Annotated in this window: 17 protein-coding genes and 2 pseudogenes; 11 read left to right on the top strand and 8 right to left on the bottom strand. The window is 52.7% G+C overall.

The features are described 5' to 3' along the window. The first annotated feature begins 10 nt into the window (after positions 1-10). Positions 11-1,054 carry a tRNA (adenosine(37)-N6)-threonylcarbamoyltransferase complex transferase subunit TsaD gene (gene tsaD / locus MYS68_RS26715; protein ID WP_248928747.1) on the top strand — a complete coding sequence of 348 codons (1,044 nt, stop codon included), beginning with the start codon at positions 11-13 and terminating at the stop codon, positions 1,052-1,054. 385 nt (positions 1,055-1,439) lie between these two features. Here tsaD and MYS68_RS26710 read toward each other — a convergent pair whose 3' ends face one another. After that, complete coding sequence (locus MYS68_RS26710; RefSeq protein ID WP_248928746.1) at positions 1,440-3,443, bottom strand: ABC-F family ATP-binding cassette domain-containing protein; 2,004 nt, start codon at positions 3,441-3,443, stop codon at positions 1,440-1,442. Positions 3,444-3,641: 198 nt separating this feature from the next. Here MYS68_RS26710 and MYS68_RS26705 point away from each other — a divergent pair, with 198 nt between their 5' ends. The 8 genes from MYS68_RS26705 to groL all read left to right on the top strand — a co-directional run bounded on the left by MYS68_RS26705 (position 3,642) and on the right by groL (position 9,932). Next, complete coding sequence (locus tag MYS68_RS26705; RefSeq protein WP_248928745.1) at positions 3,642-4,280, top strand: 5-formyltetrahydrofolate cyclo-ligase; 639 nt, start codon at positions 3,642-3,644, stop codon at positions 4,278-4,280. 4 nt (positions 4,281-4,284) lie between these two features. Continuing rightward, positions 4,285-4,776 carry a cyclic pyranopterin monophosphate synthase MoaC gene (moaC, locus tag MYS68_RS26700; protein ID WP_248928744.1) on the top strand — a complete coding sequence of 164 codons (492 nt, stop codon included), beginning with the start codon at positions 4,285-4,287 and terminating at the stop codon, positions 4,774-4,776. Positions 4,777-4,802: 26 nt separating this feature from the next. Continuing rightward, a complete protein-coding gene (locus MYS68_RS26695; RefSeq protein WP_248928743.1) occupies positions 4,803-5,297 on the top strand; it encodes a MogA/MoaB family molybdenum cofactor biosynthesis protein in 495 nt (164 codons plus the stop codon). Then, complete coding sequence (locus MYS68_RS26690) at positions 5,294-6,328, top strand: molybdopterin-binding protein (RefSeq protein WP_248928742.1); 1,035 nt, start codon at positions 5,294-5,296, stop codon at positions 6,326-6,328. Before MYS68_RS26695 ends, MYS68_RS26690 begins: the two co-directional genes overlap by 4 nt. Before the next feature lie 127 nt (positions 6,329-6,455). Beyond that, positions 6,456-6,704 carry a twin-arginine translocase TatA/TatE family subunit gene (locus MYS68_RS26685; RefSeq protein WP_248928741.1) on the top strand — a complete coding sequence of 83 codons (249 nt, stop codon included), beginning with the start codon at positions 6,456-6,458 and terminating at the stop codon, positions 6,702-6,704. 48 nt (positions 6,705-6,752) lie between these two features. Continuing rightward, on the top strand, positions 6,753-7,511 hold the full coding sequence (tatC, locus tag MYS68_RS26680; protein ID WP_248928740.1) for a twin-arginine translocase subunit TatC: 759 nt from the start codon (positions 6,753-6,755) through the stop codon (positions 7,509-7,511). Between the two features lie 444 nt (positions 7,512-7,955). Beyond that, positions 7,956-8,237 carry a co-chaperone GroES gene (gene groES / locus MYS68_RS26675; protein ID WP_248928739.1) on the top strand — a complete coding sequence of 94 codons (282 nt, stop codon included), beginning with the start codon at positions 7,956-7,958 and terminating at the stop codon, positions 8,235-8,237. Positions 8,238-8,303: 66 nt separating this feature from the next. Then, positions 8,304-9,932, top strand: coding sequence for a chaperonin GroEL (gene groL / locus MYS68_RS26670; protein WP_248928738.1), 1,629 nt, complete (start codon positions 8,304-8,306; stop codon positions 9,930-9,932). A 470-nt stretch (positions 9,933-10,402) separates the two neighbouring features. Here the strand turns inward: groL and MYS68_RS26665 are convergent, their stop codons facing one another. The 4 genes and pseudogenes from MYS68_RS26665 to MYS68_RS39170 form a co-directional block, all read right to left on the bottom strand. Next, positions 10,403-10,603, bottom strand: coding sequence for a hypothetical protein (locus tag MYS68_RS26665; RefSeq protein WP_248931161.1), 201 nt, complete (start codon positions 10,601-10,603; stop codon positions 10,403-10,405). Positions 10,604-10,650: 47 nt separating this feature from the next. Further along, a pseudogene (locus MYS68_RS26660) lies at positions 10,651-10,863 on the bottom strand (AAA family ATPase); the annotation flags it as partial. Between the two features lie 129 nt (positions 10,864-10,992). Beyond that, positions 10,993-12,344: pseudogene (locus tag MYS68_RS39175) on the bottom strand (DDE-type integrase/transposase/recombinase). Between the two features lie 232 nt (positions 12,345-12,576). Then, entirely contained in the window at positions 12,577-12,879 is a 303-nt protein-coding gene (locus MYS68_RS39170; RefSeq protein ID WP_420852239.1) for a DUF6431 domain-containing protein, read from the bottom strand. A gap of 238 nt (positions 12,880-13,117) precedes the next feature. Here MYS68_RS39170 and MYS68_RS26640 point away from each other — a divergent pair, with 238 nt between their 5' ends. Next, the gene (locus MYS68_RS26640) at positions 13,118-14,764 is read left to right on the top strand and encodes an IS1634 family transposase (protein WP_248924599.1); all 1,647 of its coding nucleotides are present in this window, start codon (positions 13,118-13,120) and stop codon (positions 14,762-14,764) included. Positions 14,765-16,136: 1,372 nt separating this feature from the next. Here MYS68_RS26640 and MYS68_RS26635 read toward each other — a convergent pair. The 3 genes from MYS68_RS26635 to MYS68_RS39165 are packed head-to-tail and all read right to left on the bottom strand — an operon-like array spanning position 16,137 to position 17,648. Beyond that, complete coding sequence (locus tag MYS68_RS26635; RefSeq protein ID WP_248931022.1) at positions 16,137-16,793, bottom strand: IS630 family transposase; 657 nt, start codon at positions 16,791-16,793, stop codon at positions 16,137-16,139. Positions 16,794-16,807: 14 nt separating this feature from the next. Further along, on the bottom strand, positions 16,808-17,266 hold the full coding sequence (locus MYS68_RS26630; protein WP_248928736.1) for a helix-turn-helix domain-containing protein: 459 nt from the start codon (positions 17,264-17,266) through the stop codon (positions 16,808-16,810). Positions 17,267-17,324: 58 nt separating this feature from the next. Further along, positions 17,325-17,648, bottom strand: a complete 324-nt coding sequence (locus MYS68_RS39165) for an acyltransferase family protein (protein WP_420852164.1) — start codon at positions 17,646-17,648, stop codon at positions 17,325-17,327. Positions 17,649-18,001: 353 nt separating this feature from the next. On the opposite strand from MYS68_RS39165, the gene MYS68_RS26625 reads away from it, so the two are divergent. Then, complete coding sequence (locus tag MYS68_RS26625; protein ID WP_248928614.1) at positions 18,002-19,858, top strand: IS1634 family transposase; 1,857 nt, start codon at positions 18,002-18,004, stop codon at positions 19,856-19,858. Positions 19,859-19,879: the final 21 nt, after the last annotated feature.

Raw genomic sequence — 19,879 nt, 5'->3', positions numbered from 1 at the left:
TGAGGATCGTATGAGCATAAGCGAACAACGGGCCGGAAAGCCCTGCTATATTATAGCGATCGAAACGAGCTGCGACGAAACGTCGGCGGCTGTCGTGGAAGACGGCAAAATCATCCGCTCCAACGTCGTATCGAGCCAGGTCGAAACGCATAAACGGTTTGGCGGCGTCGTGCCGGAGGTCGCTTCCCGGCAGCATGTCGAATCCGTAACGTGGATCATTGAGGAAGCGGTCGAAAAGGCGGGCATCACGCTGAGCGAATTGTCCGCCGTCGCCGTCACGCAGGGGCCGGGGCTCGTCGGCTCGCTGCTTGTCGGCATGGTGGCGGCGAAGGCGCTCGCCTTTGCACTCGAGGTGCCGCTCATCGGCGTGCATCATATCGCCGGCCATATTTACGCAAACCGGCTCGTGCACGAGCTCGAGTACCCGCTGGTCGCGCTGGTCGTCTCCGGCGGCCATACGGAGCTGGTGCATGTCGAAGCCCCGGGCCGCTTCCGGATCATCGGGCAGACGCGCGACGACGCCGCCGGCGAAGCGTACGACAAGGTAGCCCGCGCACTCGGCCTGCCGTACCCGGGCGGCCCGCATATCGACCGGCTGGCGCACGAAGCGGACGCCGCCATCACGATGCCACGGGCGTGGCTCGAGCCGGAGTCGTACGATTTCAGCTTCAGCGGGCTGAAATCGGCGGTGCTCGCCGTGCTCAACCAGGCGCGCATGAAGGGCGAAACGCTCGACCCGGCCCACGTCGCGCGCGGCTTTCAGGAATCCGTCATCGACGTGTTGACGGAGAAAGCTTTGCGCGCCGCCGAGGCGTTCGGCGCGAAGCAGCTGCTGCTGGCGGGCGGCGTCGCCGCCAACAAGGGATTGCGCGAGCGGCTGAAAGCCCGCTGCGACGAGGCGGGGCTGCCGCTTTTGGTGCCACCGCTCAGCCTGTGCACGGACAATGCGGCGATGATCGCCGCCGCCGCTTTTTTGAAATGGGACAAGGGGCAGTACGCGTCCTTCGACATGAAGGCGGAGCCGCTGCTGAAGCTCGAAGCCTGGTCGGTCTGAGGGCGGTTGCGGTCGCCCTCCGATGCGGCAGATGCGCGGATAGCGAAAACCCGGCTCAACATGAGTGTAATGCGACAGCAGCCTGTCGTCTCTTCATGGAGACGATGGGCTTTTTGTTTGTTCGCGGTACTTTATAGATCCCTTAATCAGCACACAACCCCTGTGGACAAAGTTATCCACAGGGGTTGTGTATATTGTGTATAATGCTGTTCCGATCAATCCACAAGCGGCATTGCAAATAACTTGCGGTCTAACAAGTTTTTCACAAGTTGGTTGTGGATGATGTGGATAAAATCAGCGGGCGTTAAAAATTTCTTCACACATCGCGGTTTTTCGCCAGTTTTCATTGGGGATAAACATGTGGATATTGTGAATTATCCGCCCTTTACCCAAGCAGCGTCTCCCATTGCTCGTAGCATTCCGCCAAAGCGGCCTTTTTCCCTTCGATCTGGCCGTTTTTCTCCTGCACCATCACATAATTGTTGTACACGTCCGGCAGCGCAAGCTCCGCTTCAAGTGCGGCGATTTCCTCTTCAAGCCGCGCAATGTCCTGTTCGAGCTGCTCCACCTTGCGCTGGCGGCTGCGTTCCTCGCGTTTGGCCTGCTTGTCCGCCTCGTAGCTGCCCGATTTGACTGGCTCAGCCGCAGACTTGTCGGTCGGCCCCAAAACGGATGCCCCCGATTTTCCTCCGGCGCCGGCCGCCCCCCCGGGTCCGCCTCCGCCGGGCTTCTTCGCAGCCTGCTGCTCTGCACGAAGCCTCTCCATCTCCGCGAGCTCCTGCTTTTTCTCGATGTAATCGTCATAATTGCCCAGATAGGCGGTTAAGCCGTCCGAATCCAGCTCCAGCATGTGCTCCGCCATTTTATTGAGAAAATAACGGTCATGCGAGATGAACAGCAGCGTGCCTTCATAATCGATCAAAGCCGATTCGAGCACCTCTTTGCTGTACAGGTCCAAGTGGTTTGTCGGCTCGTCGAGAATGAGCACGTTCGCTTTTTCCAGCATCAGCTTGGCCAGCGAGACTCGCGCCTTCTCGCCGCCGCTCAGCGAGCTGATTTTTTTGAACACGTCCTCGCCGCTGAACAGAAAGTTTCCGAGCACCGTACGGATGCGCGCCTCCTCCAAATGCGGGAACGCGTTCCAGACCTCGTCCAGCACCGTGTTGCTTGGGTTCAGCCCCTTTTGCTCCTGATCGTAATAGCCGATCTTGACGTTGGTGCCCCATTGATATGAACCGCTGTCCGGAGTGTGCTGGCCGATCAGCGTTTTGAGCAGCGTTGACTTGCCGATCCCGTTCGGTCCGATCAGCGCCGCCGTGTCTCCGCGCCGAAGCTGGAACGAAACGTCCCGCAGCAGCGGCTCGCCTGGCTTGTAGCCGACCGACAGGCCGCTTACCTGAAGTACTTCCTTGCCGGACATCTGTTCGACCTCGAAGGCAAAATGCGCCCGCTTCAGCTCGCCGAGAGGTTTGTCGATGCGCTCCATTTTTTCCAGCGCCTTGCGGCGGCTCTGGGCTCTTTTGGTCGTCGAAGCCCGCACGATGTTGCGCTGGATGAACTCTTCCATTTTGGCGATTTCTTCCTGCTGCTTTTCAAAATGCCTGAGCTGGATCTCGTATTCCGCCTGCTTCGTTTCGACATATTTCGAATAGTTGCCGGTATATCGCTTCGAATTCGTTCTTTCGATTTCATAGATCGTGTCGACCAGTGCATCCAGAAAATAGCGGTCATGGGACACGACGAGAATGGCGCCGGGGTATCCGCGCAAATAGCCTTCCAGCCAAGTCAGCGTCGCGATATCGAGGTGGTTGGTAGGCTCGTCCAGCATGAGCAGGTCGGGCTCCTCGAGCAGCATTTTCGCTAAAGCGAGCCGTGTTTTCTGCCCGCCGCTCAGCGTGTTCACCCGCGTGTCCGGAGCCATATCGGCAAAACCCATCCCGTGAAGCACCCCGCGGATTTTCGCCTCGACCTCGTACCCGCCCTGCTCGCGGAACCAGTCGGAGAGCGTCGCGTACCGCTTCATCGTAGCCTCGTATTTTTGTTCGTTGCCCAGCAGATTAGGATCCGACATGGACGCTTCCAATTGCCGCAGCTCCCGCTCGGCTTCGAGCAGGTGGGCGAACACCTTCAGCATTTCGTTCCAGATCGTCTCGTCCGACTGCAGGCCGCTGTTTTGCTTCAAATAGCCGATCTTCGTTTCCTTCGCCTTAAAAATATTGCCCGCATCGTACGACGCTTCGCCTGCGATGATTTGCAGCAGCGTCGATTTACCCGCGCCGTTGACGCCGACGAGGCCGATGCGCTCCCGGGCTTCGATTTGCAGCGATATATTGGAAAGCACGGTCGTGACTCCGTAGCTTTTGGTTATGCCGTTTACTTGCAAAAGCATGGTGATCCTCCTAAAAACCTGACTTCGTCTTCCGTATCTCTCTTATCGTAAATGATATCGGGGCATAAATAAAGGCCGAGAATGGTTAGAAAAATATCGAAGTTCCCGCGCCGATGTAAGGAGCTCCTTTTGTTTTCATTATTTTCATGAATTATGTTAAAATGATACAGAGATACATTGAAGCGAGGACTATGCCCCGTGAATATAAAAGAGCGAAAAATCGAGCTCCGCAAACAGATGGCCAAGCTGAGAGCCTCCCTGTCCGACTCGGAGCGCAAGACCAAGACGGCCGCAATCAACGAGAAGCTGCTTCGCGAGGTGATGGAACGTCTGGCTTCGGCGCAGACAGACAAGAGGCCTCCGACCCTTTTTACCTACATGCCCCATAAAACGGAAGCCGACGTCACGCCGGTGATGGAGGAATGCTGGTCGCGCGGCTATCGCGTCGTCATTCCGAAATCTTTTCCCGAGCACAGGCAGATGCGGCTTCATGAGATCCGCTCGTACGAGGACATCGCCTCCGGCGCTTACGGCATTCGCGAGCCGATGGAGTCGCTGCCGACGCTGCACGAGATCGACGAGGTGGACGTGATTTTGGTGCCGGGCCTGGCGTTCGATCTGAAGTTCGGCCGGCTCGGCTACGGCGGAGGGTATTACGACCGGTTCATACAGCGGTATGTGCGGGCGAATCGGCCGAAACCTTATCTGATTGCCGGCGCGTTCGATCTGCAAATCATTCCCGAGGTGCCGCTCGGGCTGTTCGATTTCCGCGTGCATCATCTGGTGACGGAAACCCGCTCGACCAAGGCCAATCTGAATATGCAGGAACGGAAGTGACAAGATGGACGAGACAAATCCGCTCACGCATTTTAACGAGCAGGGCCGCGCACGCATGGTCGATATTTCCGGCAAAAACGAAACGAGCCGCGCGGCGACGGCCCGGACGACGGTCACGATGCAGCCCGCAACGCTCATCTTGATCAAGGAAGGGCGCATCGCCAAGGGCGATGTGCTGGCCGTAGCCCAAGTGGCCGGCATCATGGCGGCCAAAAAGACGTCGGACTGGATTCCGATGTGCCACCCGCTGGCGCTTACAGGGGTCGACATCCGGTTCAGCGATAACGGTTCGAACGAACTTTACATAGAAGCTACGGTCAAGACGAAAGGGCAAACCGGTGTCGAAATGGAGGCGCTGACCGCCGTTTCCGCGGCGGCGCTGACCGTTTACGATATGTGCAAGGCCGCAGAGAAGGAGATGACCATAGGGCCGACCATGCTGCTTGCGAAAACCGGCGGCAAAAGCGGGGATTTTCAGCGATCCCCGCAGCAATGACATCGATACATGGAGAGGTGAAGCTTATGCGCTGGAAGGTAGCAATCTTGACGGCAAGCGATAAGGGCTCCCGGGGAGAACGCGAGGACACTAGTGCACAGGTCATTCGGGAGCTGGTCGAAGAGGAGATCCAGGGGGAAATCGTCGAATACCGCGTCGTACCCGACGAGATGGACGAAATCATGGCCGCGCTGATCGAAATGACCGATTATTTTCAGGCTGATCTCATCCTGACGACCGGCGGCACGGGTCTCGCGCCGCGGGATGTGACTCCCGAAGCGACCCAGCGGGTTATCGACCGGCTGGCGCCCGGTTTCGCCGAGGCGATGCGTTTGCAAGCGATGCAAAGAAATCCGAGAGCGATGCTGTCCCGCGCGATTTCGGGCATCCGCGGCCGCACGCTGATTATCAACCTTCCGGGCAGTCCGCGCGGCGTCTCGGAAAATCTAAGCGTGATCATCCATCAACTGCCGCATGCACTTGGGATTTTGACCGGCAGAGAAGGGGAGCATGCTTTATGAACACCGAATCGATGCTGCGCGAAGTGAAGGTCGAAGACGCTGTCGGCATGGTGCTTGCCCACGACTTGACGCAGATCATTCCCGGACAATTTAAAGGCCGTCTGTTCAAAAAAGGCCACGTCATCCGGGAAGAGGACATTCCCGCCCTGCTGAGCATCGGCAAGGAGCATATTTACACGATCGACCTGCAGGACGGCGTCATTCACGAGGACGAAGCGGCTTTGCGGATGGCCCGCGCCATTATCGGCGCGAATATCGAGATGACCGAACCTCATGAAGGCAAAGTAACGCTGAAGTCGACCATTCATGGACTGGCCAAGGTGTACAAACCGTTCGTCGACGAGGTCAACGAAATCGAGCAAGTGGTGGTGTCCACGGCCAAAACGAACACGATCGTGAAGCCGGGCCAAGCTCTGGTCGGCACCCGCGTCATCCCTCTTATTATTGAAGAGTCGAAAATCCAGCGGGTCGAGCAGCTCGCGAACCACCATAAGCAGGAGCTTACGCTGCACAGCATGCTCGAGATGGAGCATCTCATCCAGGTGAAGCCGTTTCGCCCGCTGAAGGTCGGCCTCATTACGACCGGCAGCGAAGTATATAAAGGCCGCATTCAGGACAAATTCGGACCGGTCATCCGGGAAAAACTCGCCGCCTTCGGCTCGGACGTGATCGAGCAGCGTTTCGCACCGGACGAAAGCGACGTGATCGTCGGTGAGATCCGGCGTTTCCAGGACGGCGGCGCGGATATGATCCTCGTCACGGGCGGCATGTCCGTCGACCCGGACGACCGCACGCCGGGTGCGATCAAAGGCGCCGGCGCTCGCGTCGTCAGCTACGGCACACCGATGCTGCCGGGCTCGATGCTGCTGATGGGCTACCTCGGCAAGACGCCGATTCTCGGGCTGCCCGGCTGCGTCATGCACGACCCGTACACGTCGTTTGACGTACTGCTGCCGCGAATTTGCGCCGGGGAAACGATCGTACGGGAGGACATTACCGCCATGGGGTACGGCGGCCTGCTGGGATGCTGAAGCCGGTGCGATAAGTTTCCGTCGGCCCGGCTTGGCTCCTCCCATACGGCTGCCCGCCGTCGTGCGTTTATTCTAGGCTGGAAGCCTTATTCGCGTCCTCCCATTATCCACTTACGGGGTGAAAAGCATGTTTGGAAACTTAGGCTTCGGCGAAATATTGCTGATCGGGCTCGTTGCGCTCCTGCTGTTCGGTCCCCAAAAGCTTCCCGAGCTCGGACGGTCCTTGGGCCGAACGATTCGCGAGTTCAAGAAAAGCGCGCAGGAGATCATGTCCGACGAGCCTGCCGAACGCAAGGTTGAGCCGCCGGTGCAGACCGCCGCTCCGGTCAAGCCGGAGGAGAAACCTTCCTCCGACAACCGCCGGCTGCCCGATTGATTTTATATGTGGAAGATTTCGTTGGATCAGATTGGCAGGTGATCAGCTATGGAACAAGAGGAAGGCATGCCTCTCGTCGAGCATTTGGCGGAGCTGCGCAAACGCATCATTTGGGTCATCGTCGTGCTGATCATCGGCATGGTGATCGGCCTTATTTACGCCCAAAGTCTCATCAATTATTTAAAAACATTGCCGCCCGCCGACAAAATCAACTGGAACGTTTTCTCGCCGGGAGACGCGCTGCGAATATATTTGAACTTTGGCCTGGTCGCCGGCCTGATCATTACGCTTCCTTTTGCCCTGTATCATATATGGGCGTTTCTAAAGCCCGGGCTTCGGGAAGAGGAGCAGAAAGCGTCGCTGATGTTCGTTCCGTTCGCTTTTTTGCTGTTTTTGATCGGACTCGCTTTCGGATATTTTGTCGTTTTCCGTATGGCGTTTATGTTTACCTCCTCGATCAGCCAGCATTTGCAGCTGACCGAAACGTACGGCATCTCTCAATACTTCTCGTTTATGTTCAGCATCATCATTCCGCTGGCTTTGCTATTCGAGCTGCCGATCGTCGTCATGTTCCTTACGCGGCTGCGCATCCTGAATCCGCAGCTGATGCGTAAACTGCGGCGGTACGCCTATCTCATCCTGGTCATCGTCGCAGGCGTCATTACCCCTCCCGATGCGACTTCGATGATCCTGGTCTTTTTGCCGATGATCGTGCTTTACGAGTTCAGCGCCTTTCTCTCGGGCATCATCTACCGCAAGCAGCTGAAGGAAGATGCGGAGTGGGAGCGTAACAAGGATCAAGTTTAGTCGGTGTATGTCGAAATGTGAAACAGTCTGCCATTGGTGGGCTGTTTTTTTTGTTGTTGACAGGTGGATGGCTGTTGAGCGGGTCCATGCACCAATTCGGCGACAGCCGAATCGTGCTCGGACAACCGCGGGCCAGAGGCATGCATGAACTCCCGGCTGGCGGGTCCAGGGCGCCCAAGCGCCTGGTATCCCCCCTGTGGGGGGACTTAGGGGGGAGGACACCCCAATATGGAATATTTAACCTACCAATGGATACAATGAAGAAGGTGCGCCAATCGGGACAAGCGCAGCAGGTAAAAAAATGATGAAAAACTTGTAAAACCACTTGCAAAATGGGTTTAAAGTTATTATCATAATAAGTGTTGTTAGCACTTAACACATCCGAGTGCTAATAACATAACTAAATCAATCCAATCCACTATACCCAAAGGAGGCTATTTTCACATGATCAGACCGTTAGGTGATCGCGTAGTCATCGAAGCCATTGCTAAGGAGGAAACCACTGCAAGCGGTATCGTACTGCCTGACACTGCCAAGGAAAAGCCGCAAGAAGGCAAAGTCGTAGCTGTAGGCAGCGGCACGCTGAAAGACGGTGAGCGCGTACCACTGGAAGTGAAAGAAGGCGACCGCGTCATTTTCTCCAAGTATGCTGGCACTGAAGTGAAATTCGAAGGCCGCGAGCTGTTGATTATGCGTGAAAGCGACATCCTTGCGATTTTAGCCTAAAAACAGGTTCATATACTTAATATTTGTACAAATACCTAACCATATATTCAGGGAGGTTTTACCAACATGGCAAAAGAGATTCGTTTCAGTGAAGAAGCCCGCCGCTCCATGCTCCGCGGTGTTGACGCACTTGCAAATGCAGTAAAAGTAACACTCGGACCGAAAGGCCGCAACGTAGTTCTCGAGAAAAAATTCGGCAGCCCGCTGATCACAAACGACGGCGTAACGATCGCCAAAGAAATCGAACTCGAAGACGCATTCGAAAACATGGGCGCTCAGCTTGTTAAAGAAGTAGCCACCAAAACCAACGATGTAGCCGGTGACGGTACGACGACAGCTACGGTTCTGGCTCAAGCGATGATCCGCGAAGGTCTGAAAAACGTAACAGCCGGGGCTAACCCGATGGTCGTTCGCAAAGGTATCGACAAAGCGGTTAAAGCTGCTGTTGAAGAGCTGCAAAAAATCTCCAAGCCGGTTGAAGGCAAGCAAAACATTGCTCAAGTTGCCGCCATCTCCGCCGCTGACGAAGAGCTCGGCCAATTGATCGCTGAAGCTATGGAGAAAGTCGGCAACGACGGCGTCGTTACCGTAGAAGAATCCAAAGGCTTCGTTACGGAGCTTGAAGTTGTTGAAGGTATGCAGTTCGACCGCGGTTACATCTCCGCTTACATGGTTACCGACACCGACAAAATGGAGGCTGTTCTGGACAACCCGTACATCCTCATCACCGATAAAAAGATCTCCAGCATCCAGGAAATCCTGCCTGTGCTCGAGAAAGTCGTTCAAACCGGCAAGCAGCTGCTGATCATCGCTGAAGACATCGAAGGCGAAGCACTTTCCACCCTCGTTGTCAACAAGCTGCGCGGCACGTTCACCTGCGTAGCGGTTAAAGCTCCTGGCTTCGGCGACCGCCGCAAAGCTATGCTGGGCGACATCGCTGCTCTGACAGGCGGCCAAGTGATCACCGAAGAACTCGGCCTCGAACTGAAATCGACTACTCCGGACCAATTGGGTACAGCTCGTCAAATTCGCGTATCCAAAGAAAACACCATCATCGTCGATGGTGCCGGCGACAAGAAAGACATCGGCGCACGCATCTCGCAAATCCGTTCCCAATTGGAAGAGACTACTTCGGATTTCGACCGTGAAAAGCTGCAAGAGCGTCTTGCCAAGCTCGCTGGCGGCGTAGCTGTCATCAAAGTCGGCGCTGCTACCGAAACCGAATTGAAAGAGCGCAAGCTGCGCATCGAAGACGCCCTCAACTCCACTCGCGCTGCGGTTGAAGAAGGTATCGTCTCTGGCGGCGGTACAGCCCTCGTGAACGTCTACAACGCCGTTGCTGCGGTTAAAGCCGAAGGCGACGAGCAAACGGGCGTAAACATCGTTCTGCGCGCTCTGGAAGAGCCTGTACGCATCATCGCTACCAACGCCGGCCAAGAAGGCTCCGTTGTCGTTGAGCGCCTCAAGAAAGAAGCCGTAGGCATCGGCTACAACGCCGCTACCGGCGAATGGGTGAACATGTTCCAAGCCGGTATCGTCGACCCTGCCAAAGTTACTCGCTCCGCGCTGCAAAACGCCGCTTCCGTCGCAGCTATGTTCCTGACGACCGAAGCCGTCATCGCCGACAAGCCGGAGAAAGATAAGCCTGCTATGCCGGATATGGGCGGCATGGGCGGCATGGGCGGCATGATGTAATAAGAGCTTCCAGCTCTTATTACATCAAGAGTTTCCGTGGTGGAAACGCCATTTGACCATATTTGGCCTCGTTGGTTAAATGAAGAAGCTTCTCGTGAGCGTATGCTCGTGAGAAGCTTCTTTGCTTTTATGCCAAAGAAAATTGTATTTTGCAATATAAAAAGGAGCTATTTCAAATTCTACCAGTGTTATTGCTAATGCATAATGTCCATCAGTTGACGGCGTAAGTTGTCCTGATGGTGACGGACAAGTTGTCCGATCGTGCAGATGAGAAAGGGAGAATCATGATAATTCTCCCTGGATGACTCGCTTGATCATATGATCGTCGATGATGCGATGTTTGTTCTGTGATCCGTAGATGAGAGTGTGTGTACATACTTTGTTGATCAGTCTAGCGGCGCCACTCGAGAAGCGGAAGATGTCATCGATCGCTCTTTCAGTGAAAACGTCATGATCCGCGCCAGCGAACGTCATGTGACGATTGATATAATCGCCAGTCTGGCGCGATCGTAATGCGGAAGTTTGCACTGCAGATCGATCCTCTGACGGATAGCCGCATAAGCTTGCAAGTTCAGTCGATCCCAGAGCTCGCTTTGACCAACCAAGATGAGCGCCATGGGACTCTGCGCATCCATCTTGAAGTTGAGCAGGAAGCGCACTTCTTCCAGCATCTCACGGCCTCGTCGACAATGACAACGGGCAAAAGCCGGTGAATACCGCGCATAAGTTCGATCTCGCGATGCAGTTGGCGTTTAGCATCCCCACGATAGAATTTCGATTCGCAGCCAAGCTGCTCAAGCAGTCCCTTGTAGAAATGCCGCGGGGTAAGCTTCGAATCGGACAAGTAAAGTACCTCGTATTTTGCTGGATCGAACACTTCGGTGAACCGGCGAATCGTCGTCGTTTTGCCTGTGCCACAGTCGCCGGTCACGACGGCGAACCATTGCCGATGGGCGGCATATTCGAGACGTCCAAGCGTCTCCTCCAGAATGACCGACTCGTAGAGCTCGCTCGTCGGTAAGTCCCATGAAAATGGTGAACGTCCTAGATTGTAGAAAGATCAAACATGACCGCCCTCCTTGCTCACCCGACGATAGACCACAGCGGGGGCCTGCTCTGCCTTGACGATCCCGGTTTCGTTCCTCCGCTGCCGCGAGCAGTCTTGATGCATCCGATGGAACTGGGCCCAGATGCTCTGGCAGCGGAGGCCGCTTGCCTGCACGCTCTCCGATAACAAGTTCTCGAACGCGCCACGGCGCATGACCTTCGTATTCGATCGTAAGCTCCGAGATATCTGCCGGGTCGAACACCACATCCACCGTGCAGCCGATGAAGGGCAGACCGACTTCGTATTTGCGATCCATGAAGCTGATACAGCCGGACTTGTCTACCTTGCGCGACTCGCAGTGTAGGAAGGCATTCGCAAGCACGTCCGGATCCAGGAAACGAAGCGCCTTCTTGTCACTGCGGTAGGTGTTTCCGGGCTTAGCTTGTTTTCGAGTGCGGAATGCGGTTTGTTCTGGTAGGATTCGGACAACCAGACCTGAAACAGTTCGTTTAGTCGTTCGAGCGTCTTCGGTTTCTCGAGCGCGTCCTCGCTGAGGAAAGCGTCGACAACGCGGTTAAATCGCTCGACCTTACCGGTTGATTCCGGCGAATAGGGTTTCGCAAAGAGGAGCCGAATGCCGAGTTTGAAACATGCACGCGTCATCCATTTGGTTCGGTATTGCTTGCCGTTGTCGAAGTAAACCGACTCCGGAACGCCGAACTTCTGGATGGCCCTACGAAAGCAATCCTCGACAATTGTCTTGTCCATGACCGGATAGAACTCGCCATGCAGAACGAACCGCGTGGCTCGTCGATGAACGTGACGAGGAACACTTGCTTCATAGCGCCGCCAGGGCCAATGGGCAAATACGGACCGTATTTCAGATCCGAATGCCAGAGACGATTGCGATGGCGTTGTTGAAACCGCCGAGCGGCGACTCCAGATTCGGCGTACATGCGCATATGACGTGTGCTGTAACCTCGCTTTGCTAGCCTTTCCTGGAGTGTGCTGCGCTTGATCTCGCCGGGCTGGATGCGACCTTCCCATTCAAGAATCTGAATGAGCTGAGCAACGCTTCGACCAGGTACCTCACGGCGAAGCGGGATGGCTTGCTCCAGTACTTCCGGCGGAATCGTCGCCTCTGACGGCTGACGCCCTTTCCCTTTGGGCTTTAGTCCGCCGAATCCCTCTTCCCGATACTTGGCCAAGTACCGGCGAAGCGTCCGCTCGGAGAGCCCTGTTTGCTCATAAATCCTCGCCTTGATTTCTCGAGTCTTCGCAGGGTCAAGCCTTTCTGCCAGCAACGGAGACAAAAGCTGCTCACGCTCTGCAGCGATAACCTCGGCTTTCTTCTGATCTTTCATCTATTCTGCACCTCACTTGGTAGACTTCGAGATGAGTCTACCGTAAGAGCTAGGTGGACAAGAATGCAGAACGGGTATGTACCCACAAATTTGAATTGATGACGGGACGGACAATTCGTGCCAGCCAGCCGAAGGCGTCTCCGACGTAGTGTCCGATTCGTTGATGTGCAGACTGCGAATGGGATGGACAGGTTCTCCACAGGGTCCTGGTGAAAGCGAATCGCGATGGATGTTAGGCACCCAAACAATACGTACGTATTCTTTGAAACCAGTTTTTCCAGCACCGTAGAGTAGCTTCGTCTACTGCTACGGTCGATGATGCCTCTGGCTCCGAAACGACTTGCTCGATACATACAGCTTTATAACGTTTATATGGCACTACACAATCCGGAAGCTCATGATGGATGCTCCGACACTCCGAACAAGGCAGCCGACGGACTACCAGTACACGGCTTTCCCCGTCTTCACTTGTAATCTTCCGTTTCCTACTCCCAATGATTCTAAGCTCTTCCCCGCAACAGGGAGAAGGTACCACTTCTGCACACTGAACAAAAAACGCCGGATGACTTCTCCCGGGTTCGACAGTAACCCTCGAAAAGTAGGCACCCTTTTGGGTGCTGTGGACAACTGAAATCCAGATTTGACGCGGCTTTTCGGACTTTTCCACAGGCACTACGACGCGAAAAAATCCAAAAAACTGTAGGCACTAAATTTTTGTGGATAATTAGATATTTTTGTTGCATTTCTTGTAGTATATATTATATCCTGTAGATATGTATATACGAACAATCTCTCGTAAAAATAAAAACGGTTCGATCACCCGTTACGTACAGCTCGCCCATAATGAGCGAAATCCTGTGACCGGAACTCCACAAGCGAAAGTCCTGTACCATTTCGGCCGCGCTGACGAACTGGACATGGAGGGCTTGAAACGTCTTGCCGCCAGCATCCACCGTTTTATTGGCGAGCCGCAAGCGCCCTCTCCATCTTCAGCGCAACCCGCTTCGGTTACGCTCCTTAGCAGTCGTTCGCTGGGCGGCGTATGGCTGCTCGATCAACTTTGGAAGAAGCTTGGTATCGGCGAAGCGATTACACGACGACTTGCCGACCGGGAATACCGCATGCCGGTTGAACGCGCCATCTTTGCCATGGTGGCCAATCGGGCGCTGGCACCAAGCAGCAAGCTGGCGATTGAAGATTGGGTGGATCGTGAAGTGGTCATCCCGGACCTTCCGGCGTTTGACGTGCAGCATGGCTACCGGGCAATGGATTTTCTGCTCACGTCGGAAGAAAGCATCCAGCGTGAAGTGTTCCATACGGTAGCGGATTTGCTGAATCTGGAAGTCGATCTGCTGTTCTTCGACACGACCTCCACGTATTTTGAGACGGAAGAGGACGACGAAGACGATTTTCGCAAAACCGGTTATTCGAAAGACCATCGCCCCGACCTTCCGCAGGTGGTCATCGGTTTTGCTGTCACGCGTGAGGGCATCCCGATTCGTTGTTGGGTGTGGCCGGGCAATACGTCGGATATGAACGTTGTGCCGCAGGTGAAAAAGGATCTGATCGGGTGGAAACTCGGGCGTGTGATTACCGTCGTCGACCGCGGTTTCTCCTCCGAAGACAATCTGCGCGTACTGCAACAGAGCGGCGGCCACTACATTGCCGGGGAGAAGATGACGTCGGGCAAGCCGACCGTCGAAGCGGCACTCGCGCATCCGGGACGTTTCAAAACGATCCGAGACAACCTGGAGGTCAAGGAGATCGTCGTGGGGGATGGCGAAGCGCGCAAGCGATACGTGCTCGTTCGCAATCCGGAAGAAGCAAAGCGGGATGCCGCCCGGCGCGAAGCGCATCTGGAGCAGCTGCGCACGGAGCTTGCCCGGTTGAAGGAACTGGACGGCGAAGCGCATACCGGGGCACACTGCCGTCTACACAGCCATCCGACGTACAAACGGTATCTCAAGACCGACAAGCGCGGCAATCTGCGTATCGATCTGGCCGCCGTCAAAGCGATGGAGCATCTGGACGGCAAATACTTGCTGCGCACCTCTGACGACACCTTGTCCACGGAAGACGTGGCACTCGGGTACAAGCAATTGCTTCAGGTGGAAGCAGCGTTTCGGACACTCAAGCAATCGCTGGAACTGCGGCCGGTCTACCACCGGAAAGAAGAACGGATTCGCGCACATGTCCTGCTTTGCTGGCTGGCCTTGATGCTCATCCGGATTGCAGAAAACCAAACCGGTCAAACGTGGCGCGAGATTCGTTCGCTCATGCAGACGCTGCATCTGGTTGAGTACCGTTTGGATGGTGGAAAGCTGCGGCAACGGACGGAATTAACGGACGAACATCGGGCAATTGTTTCGGCCTTGCAAATCGCAGAACCCCAGCAAATATGGGATATTTCGCTCTCTTGACCCCCAAAAGATGTAGGCACCACACGTAGTTATCCACAACTGCCGCATCCCTTGTCCCGCTTGGGTTTGAGACGGATTGTGCATCTACCGACTGTCGAACCCGGGTTCTCATCCAGCTCATACTTTGATACAATGACTATATTGAGTTCGGGATGCTCCCATGGATGTGAGCCTGTTGCCGCAGGCCCACATCCATGGGAAGCATCCTTTTCCTTTTCTGAGATACGGTCATTATATTCAGCAACTCTCGGACAAGCAATCCCGCCAGCAATTGGGCATTATCTTGTAGCGGCAACATTAATAGCAAAGAGGTTATTCATAATGTGGAGAAACATGTGAATATATTCAATAAACCACGAATTAAATACGCTTCGACGGATTGTGAAGGATATAGAAATATAAATCGGATCCGAATCATTGTGTGAATTATCCAAACTACTAAAAGAATGACTACTAGTCAAGAAAAGGCGAAAAGTCATCACCAGGAGACGGACGCAAATAAACTCTATGGGGAGCTATTACCGTTTCAATAATCGAATAAAGGTGCAAAAAGCAAGTACTACTTACTGCACTAAGTCAAAACATTAGATCCTATTTTTTTATATGCAGCATTGACTGCTGTTTTAATAATTTAATTGCAATTGTAGATATTTTTCTCATCATTATAGAGAAAGCAAATGGAAGCAAGACTCCAAATGAAATATAAATTGGCCAATTTTTGTCCAACATATAGGAAAACCATATATTGCTCAATAACGATTTATCAAGATTATACGTTTTTATGAAGTATATATTGATGATGAAAAAAACAAATATGTGGCTTGCTAAAACATGAAGACTGTTTCTGCCTAATCGCACCAATAAATCATTTTCCTTAAATACGTTTTCCAGTAATTTGGATATAAATAAATACAGATAAATACCAGTTAAACTAACTAGGATCGGTACGAAGAGGTGACCTTTAAACTCTGCCCAAGCTAAAGTGTATGAAATATCTTGATAACGAATCAATAAATAAAATTGGATTAAGAAAGCAATTGCGAGGTAACTGGATTTATAAATATTCGCGTTCTCCAGTCTTATTTTGAAGAAATGGCCTAAATGAAAAAAACCAATACTGAACAGTAATCGCGGCAAAATAACATACCAATTATGTGTATTAAAACCATTGTTTCCCAAATATATACCTAAAACCGTCATTAAAGAAAATATCGTTAAATGAACATAAATATTTAGTGTTAGTTTTTTCAAAGCAATACTTGAGAACAAGTATACTATTTGCACGTAAAGCAAATCGATAATAAACCAGCCAGCCATGAATAAATGATATTGGTGACCATGTTCAAAAGGAATGACTAGTACTTTGACCGAATCAAATTTCAGGATACAAATGTTTTAATTTTCCTCTGGCCTGTTCGGTCGTGAAATGCCATTGTACCGATTTCTGAGCCTGATTGCGATCCGCTTCCCAAGCTGTTGCTTCTCGCTGTAATTGTTCCATGGAGTCGATTCGGCGATGAAGACATTGCACCGTTAGGGCGCTCAGTTCGATTTCAGCAATGTTCAGCCAACTTCCATGTTTAGGGGTGTAATGGATCTCGAGACGTTTGGCCAAAGACAGCGCCACATCGGGAGTAAACGTTTCATACAACGACGAAATCGTATGGGTGTTCAAATTATCCATGACGAGCCGAACGCGCTTCGCCCTGGGATAATGAATCTCAAGCAGCTCGCGAACTTGCTTGGCCCAATCAGCTTTGGTCCGTCGTTCACTCACGTGAACATGACGCCACCCGGCCAATGGTTCGGTAAACAAAAACAAACTACAACTGCCTTTTCGCACATATTCATAATCTTCCCGCCGTACCTTACCAGGCTTCATCGGTTCCGGCGGACGCGAATGATCCAACAATTGGATGGGCTGCTCATCCATGCAGATGAGTGGAATTTCTGGATCGTAGGGGAGCGCATAGGTCTCCAGAATGTCCTCCATCCGCGCGACAAATTCACTGCTGGATTTGGCCGGAATGCACCATTGCTTCTTTAAGTGAGGCTTAAGTTTCGTTTTTTTAACGTCGTGCGAATCGTCTCCCGGCTCACGGAATCCAGAATATTCAGTTCAATCACCCGGCGAGTCAGCAGACGAATGGTCCAGCGCGCATAACCTTGAGGCGGCTCGGAACAAGCCAGAGCGATGATTCGTGCTTCAACCTCCCCGGTCACTTGTGAAGGACGGGCGGGCTCGGCACGCTCGCGGTAACGTAGGGTCTCGTGAATCCCGCGCGTGCAGTAGTCCTTGACCGTGTTATACACCGTGACTTCGCTGACGCCTGCGCGGCGGGCAATTTCTGCTTGTGTAGGAATCGCTCCTTGACTTTCGTCTGTCAGAAGAAGCACGAGACAACGATGCCGAATGCCTTTGGATGTGGATTTGCTGTGAAGGAGTTGCTCAATCTGTTCACGTTCCTCTTTTTGGAGTCGAATCTCGTATTTTTTGTTCATCTATAAGTCCTCCCAAATTTTTCTTATAGGGAAAGCTTAAAGATTAAATCTGAATCGGTCAAGGTACTAGGAGATTTTTAATGTTAATGTCAGGACTTTCCTGAAATAGATTAATGCCATGATAATAATGAAGCCAGTAAGTTACTATTGCGAAAAAAACATTATACGAAAAGTATGGAATCAACAGGTTGATAACTCGTCTTTTGAAGAAGGTAATAATATTGGATTCGTGATTAGGTTTGTAAAGATAACCAGAGGCAAAGAGAAATAAGGCCATATGAAACGAATAAACAGGAAACCAAGAGAAAGGATCAAAAATGTGACCCATCACAACAAAGATTATTCCTAGACCTTTTAGAATATCAATATGAATAATTCTCAAAATTAAAACCTCACAAGACTCATTTTTGACATCGTTTAATTATTAAGGCTTTTAAAAACAATTATCAATCGAAATTTAATTAAACAATTCGTGCCTTGTCTCCTACCTTCGGTTTAAACCAATGGTTTGCAGCATACAAGTTTTAATAATAATCGAAATTTCCATGAAAGCAATACGAAGAAAATATCTAACCCAACTTTCCGCGGTTTTTGCCCGATTTGGAGCAAAAGCCGCTTTTTCGTACCCGAAACCCCTTGATCTTACTGGGGTCACTCTTCAAAGTCGCAAATGTAGTGACCTAATATATGTTTAAAGTATTTACTTTATTTTCGGTTTCTGCTATGGTTAAAGGTATGTTCATTCGTCAAACCTCTACCCAACACAAAAAATCGAATACCACGTACACCAAGCATCAATTGGTCGAGTCCTACCGTACCGGCAAAGGCCCGCGCCAACGGGTCATTATGGAACTAGGTACGCTCACGCTCCCCAAATCTCAGTGGCGCACGTTGGCTGCCGTTCTGGAAGCTCGTTTAGCCGGACAAGATTCTCTCCTGGCCGAAGAGCCTGCGATTGCCGAAGCGGCCGATGCGGCGATGAAGCATTACCGGTTCGTTCAAACCAAAGCCCAAGAAAAGCAACAACGGCACGAACAACGCGAACTGGTCACCGTGGATCTTCAGAGTATCGCTTCCTCCGAACACCGTTCACTCGGTCCGGAATTGGTCGCGCATACCTTTTGGGAGCGATTAGGATTGAACCGAATTCTGAAAGACTGTGGATTATCCACGCAGCAACAGGCGCTTGCTCAAGCGGTCGTGATCGGTCGGCTCGTTGCTCCTTCCAGCGATTTGGCGGCATGGCATTGGCTTCGCAACCAAACCGCCTTGTTGGAACTGTTGCCGACGGATCTTTCTCGCATCCGTAAAGATGCCATTTACGAGATCGCGGACGAACTGCTTGCCCACAAAGTTCGGATCGAGCAGGCGCTGCGCGACCAGGAAGCGCTCTTGTTTCCGAGCCGGACGACATTGTTTCTGTATGATTTGACCAACACGTATTTCGAGGGCCAGTGCAAGAACAATACGCTGGCCAAACGCGGCAAATCCAAAGAACAACGCGCTGACCGGCCGCTGGTGACGCTGGCGCTCGTGGTGGATCACCGGGGTTTTCCGATCTTTAGCCGCATTTATGGCGGCAACCAATCCGAACCGAAAACGCTGCCGGACATTCTGGATCGCCTGTACACACCGGAAGAACCGCATCTGTTTGCCCAAGAGCGGCCGACGATCGTCATGGATCGGGGGATTGCCACCAAGGACAATATCCAGTTGCTCAAATCCGGCGGTTATCCTTATCTGGTGGTCGAGCGCCGGGCTGTCGAGAAAGAGTATGTGCAGGAATTCGAACAGGCCAGAAACACATTCGAACCCATCGGCAATGACGTCACCTCCGAGACGGTTTTTGTCAAAAAAATCCCGTGGGAGAACGGCTCACGGGTACTCTGCCTGAGCGCCGGACGGGAACAGAAAGAACAAGCGATGGACGCGCTCAAGGAAGAGCGTTTCCTGCAGGACCTGGTCCGCTTACAGATGTCCGTTGCCAAAGGCAACATTCAACTTGTCGAAAAGGTTGGCGAACGGGTCGGTCGACTGAAAGAGCGATACCCGAGCATCGCTGCTCACTACGACATCGTACTGCAGCTCGATGAGGCAAAGAAGAAGGTGACGGCTGTCACTTACGTCAAGAAAGAAAGCCGCGCCAAACGTCAAACATTGACCGGTTGTTACGTGATTGAAACCAGTCATCAGGACTTGGCGGCGGCAGACATTTGGCGACTGTACACGACGCTTACGCAAGTCGAAGAAGCGTTTCGTTCGCTGAAGACGGATTTGGGTATGCGTCCTGTTTACCATCAGCAAAAGAGTCGGACGGAAGGTCACTTGTTTATTTCCGTGCTGGCGTATCACTTGCTCATAAGCATCGAGAAGACGCTCATCGAGCAAGATGATCACCGCCGTTGGTCAACGGTGCGCAACGTATTATCCACGCATCAACGCAGCACGATCATGCTCACCGATGCTCAGGACCAGATTCACCACATTCGGGTTTCGAGTTCGCCGGAAAGCGCTCATCAGGAAATCTATCGATTGCTCGATATCAAAGATCCGCTCAAACGCAAACATACGGTGGTTGCAAAAAGATTGTAGTGACCAATAAAATTTTGAAAA

Origin of the sequence: Paenibacillus hamazuiensis (genome assembly GCF_023276405.1) — a bacterium.
Lineage (GTDB): Bacteria > Bacillota > Bacilli > Paenibacillales > NBRC-103111 > Paenibacillus_AF > Paenibacillus_AF hamazuiensis.
The sequence above is the reverse complement of the archived record's forward strand: the minus strand, read 5'-3'. Positions and strand labels throughout refer to the sequence as shown.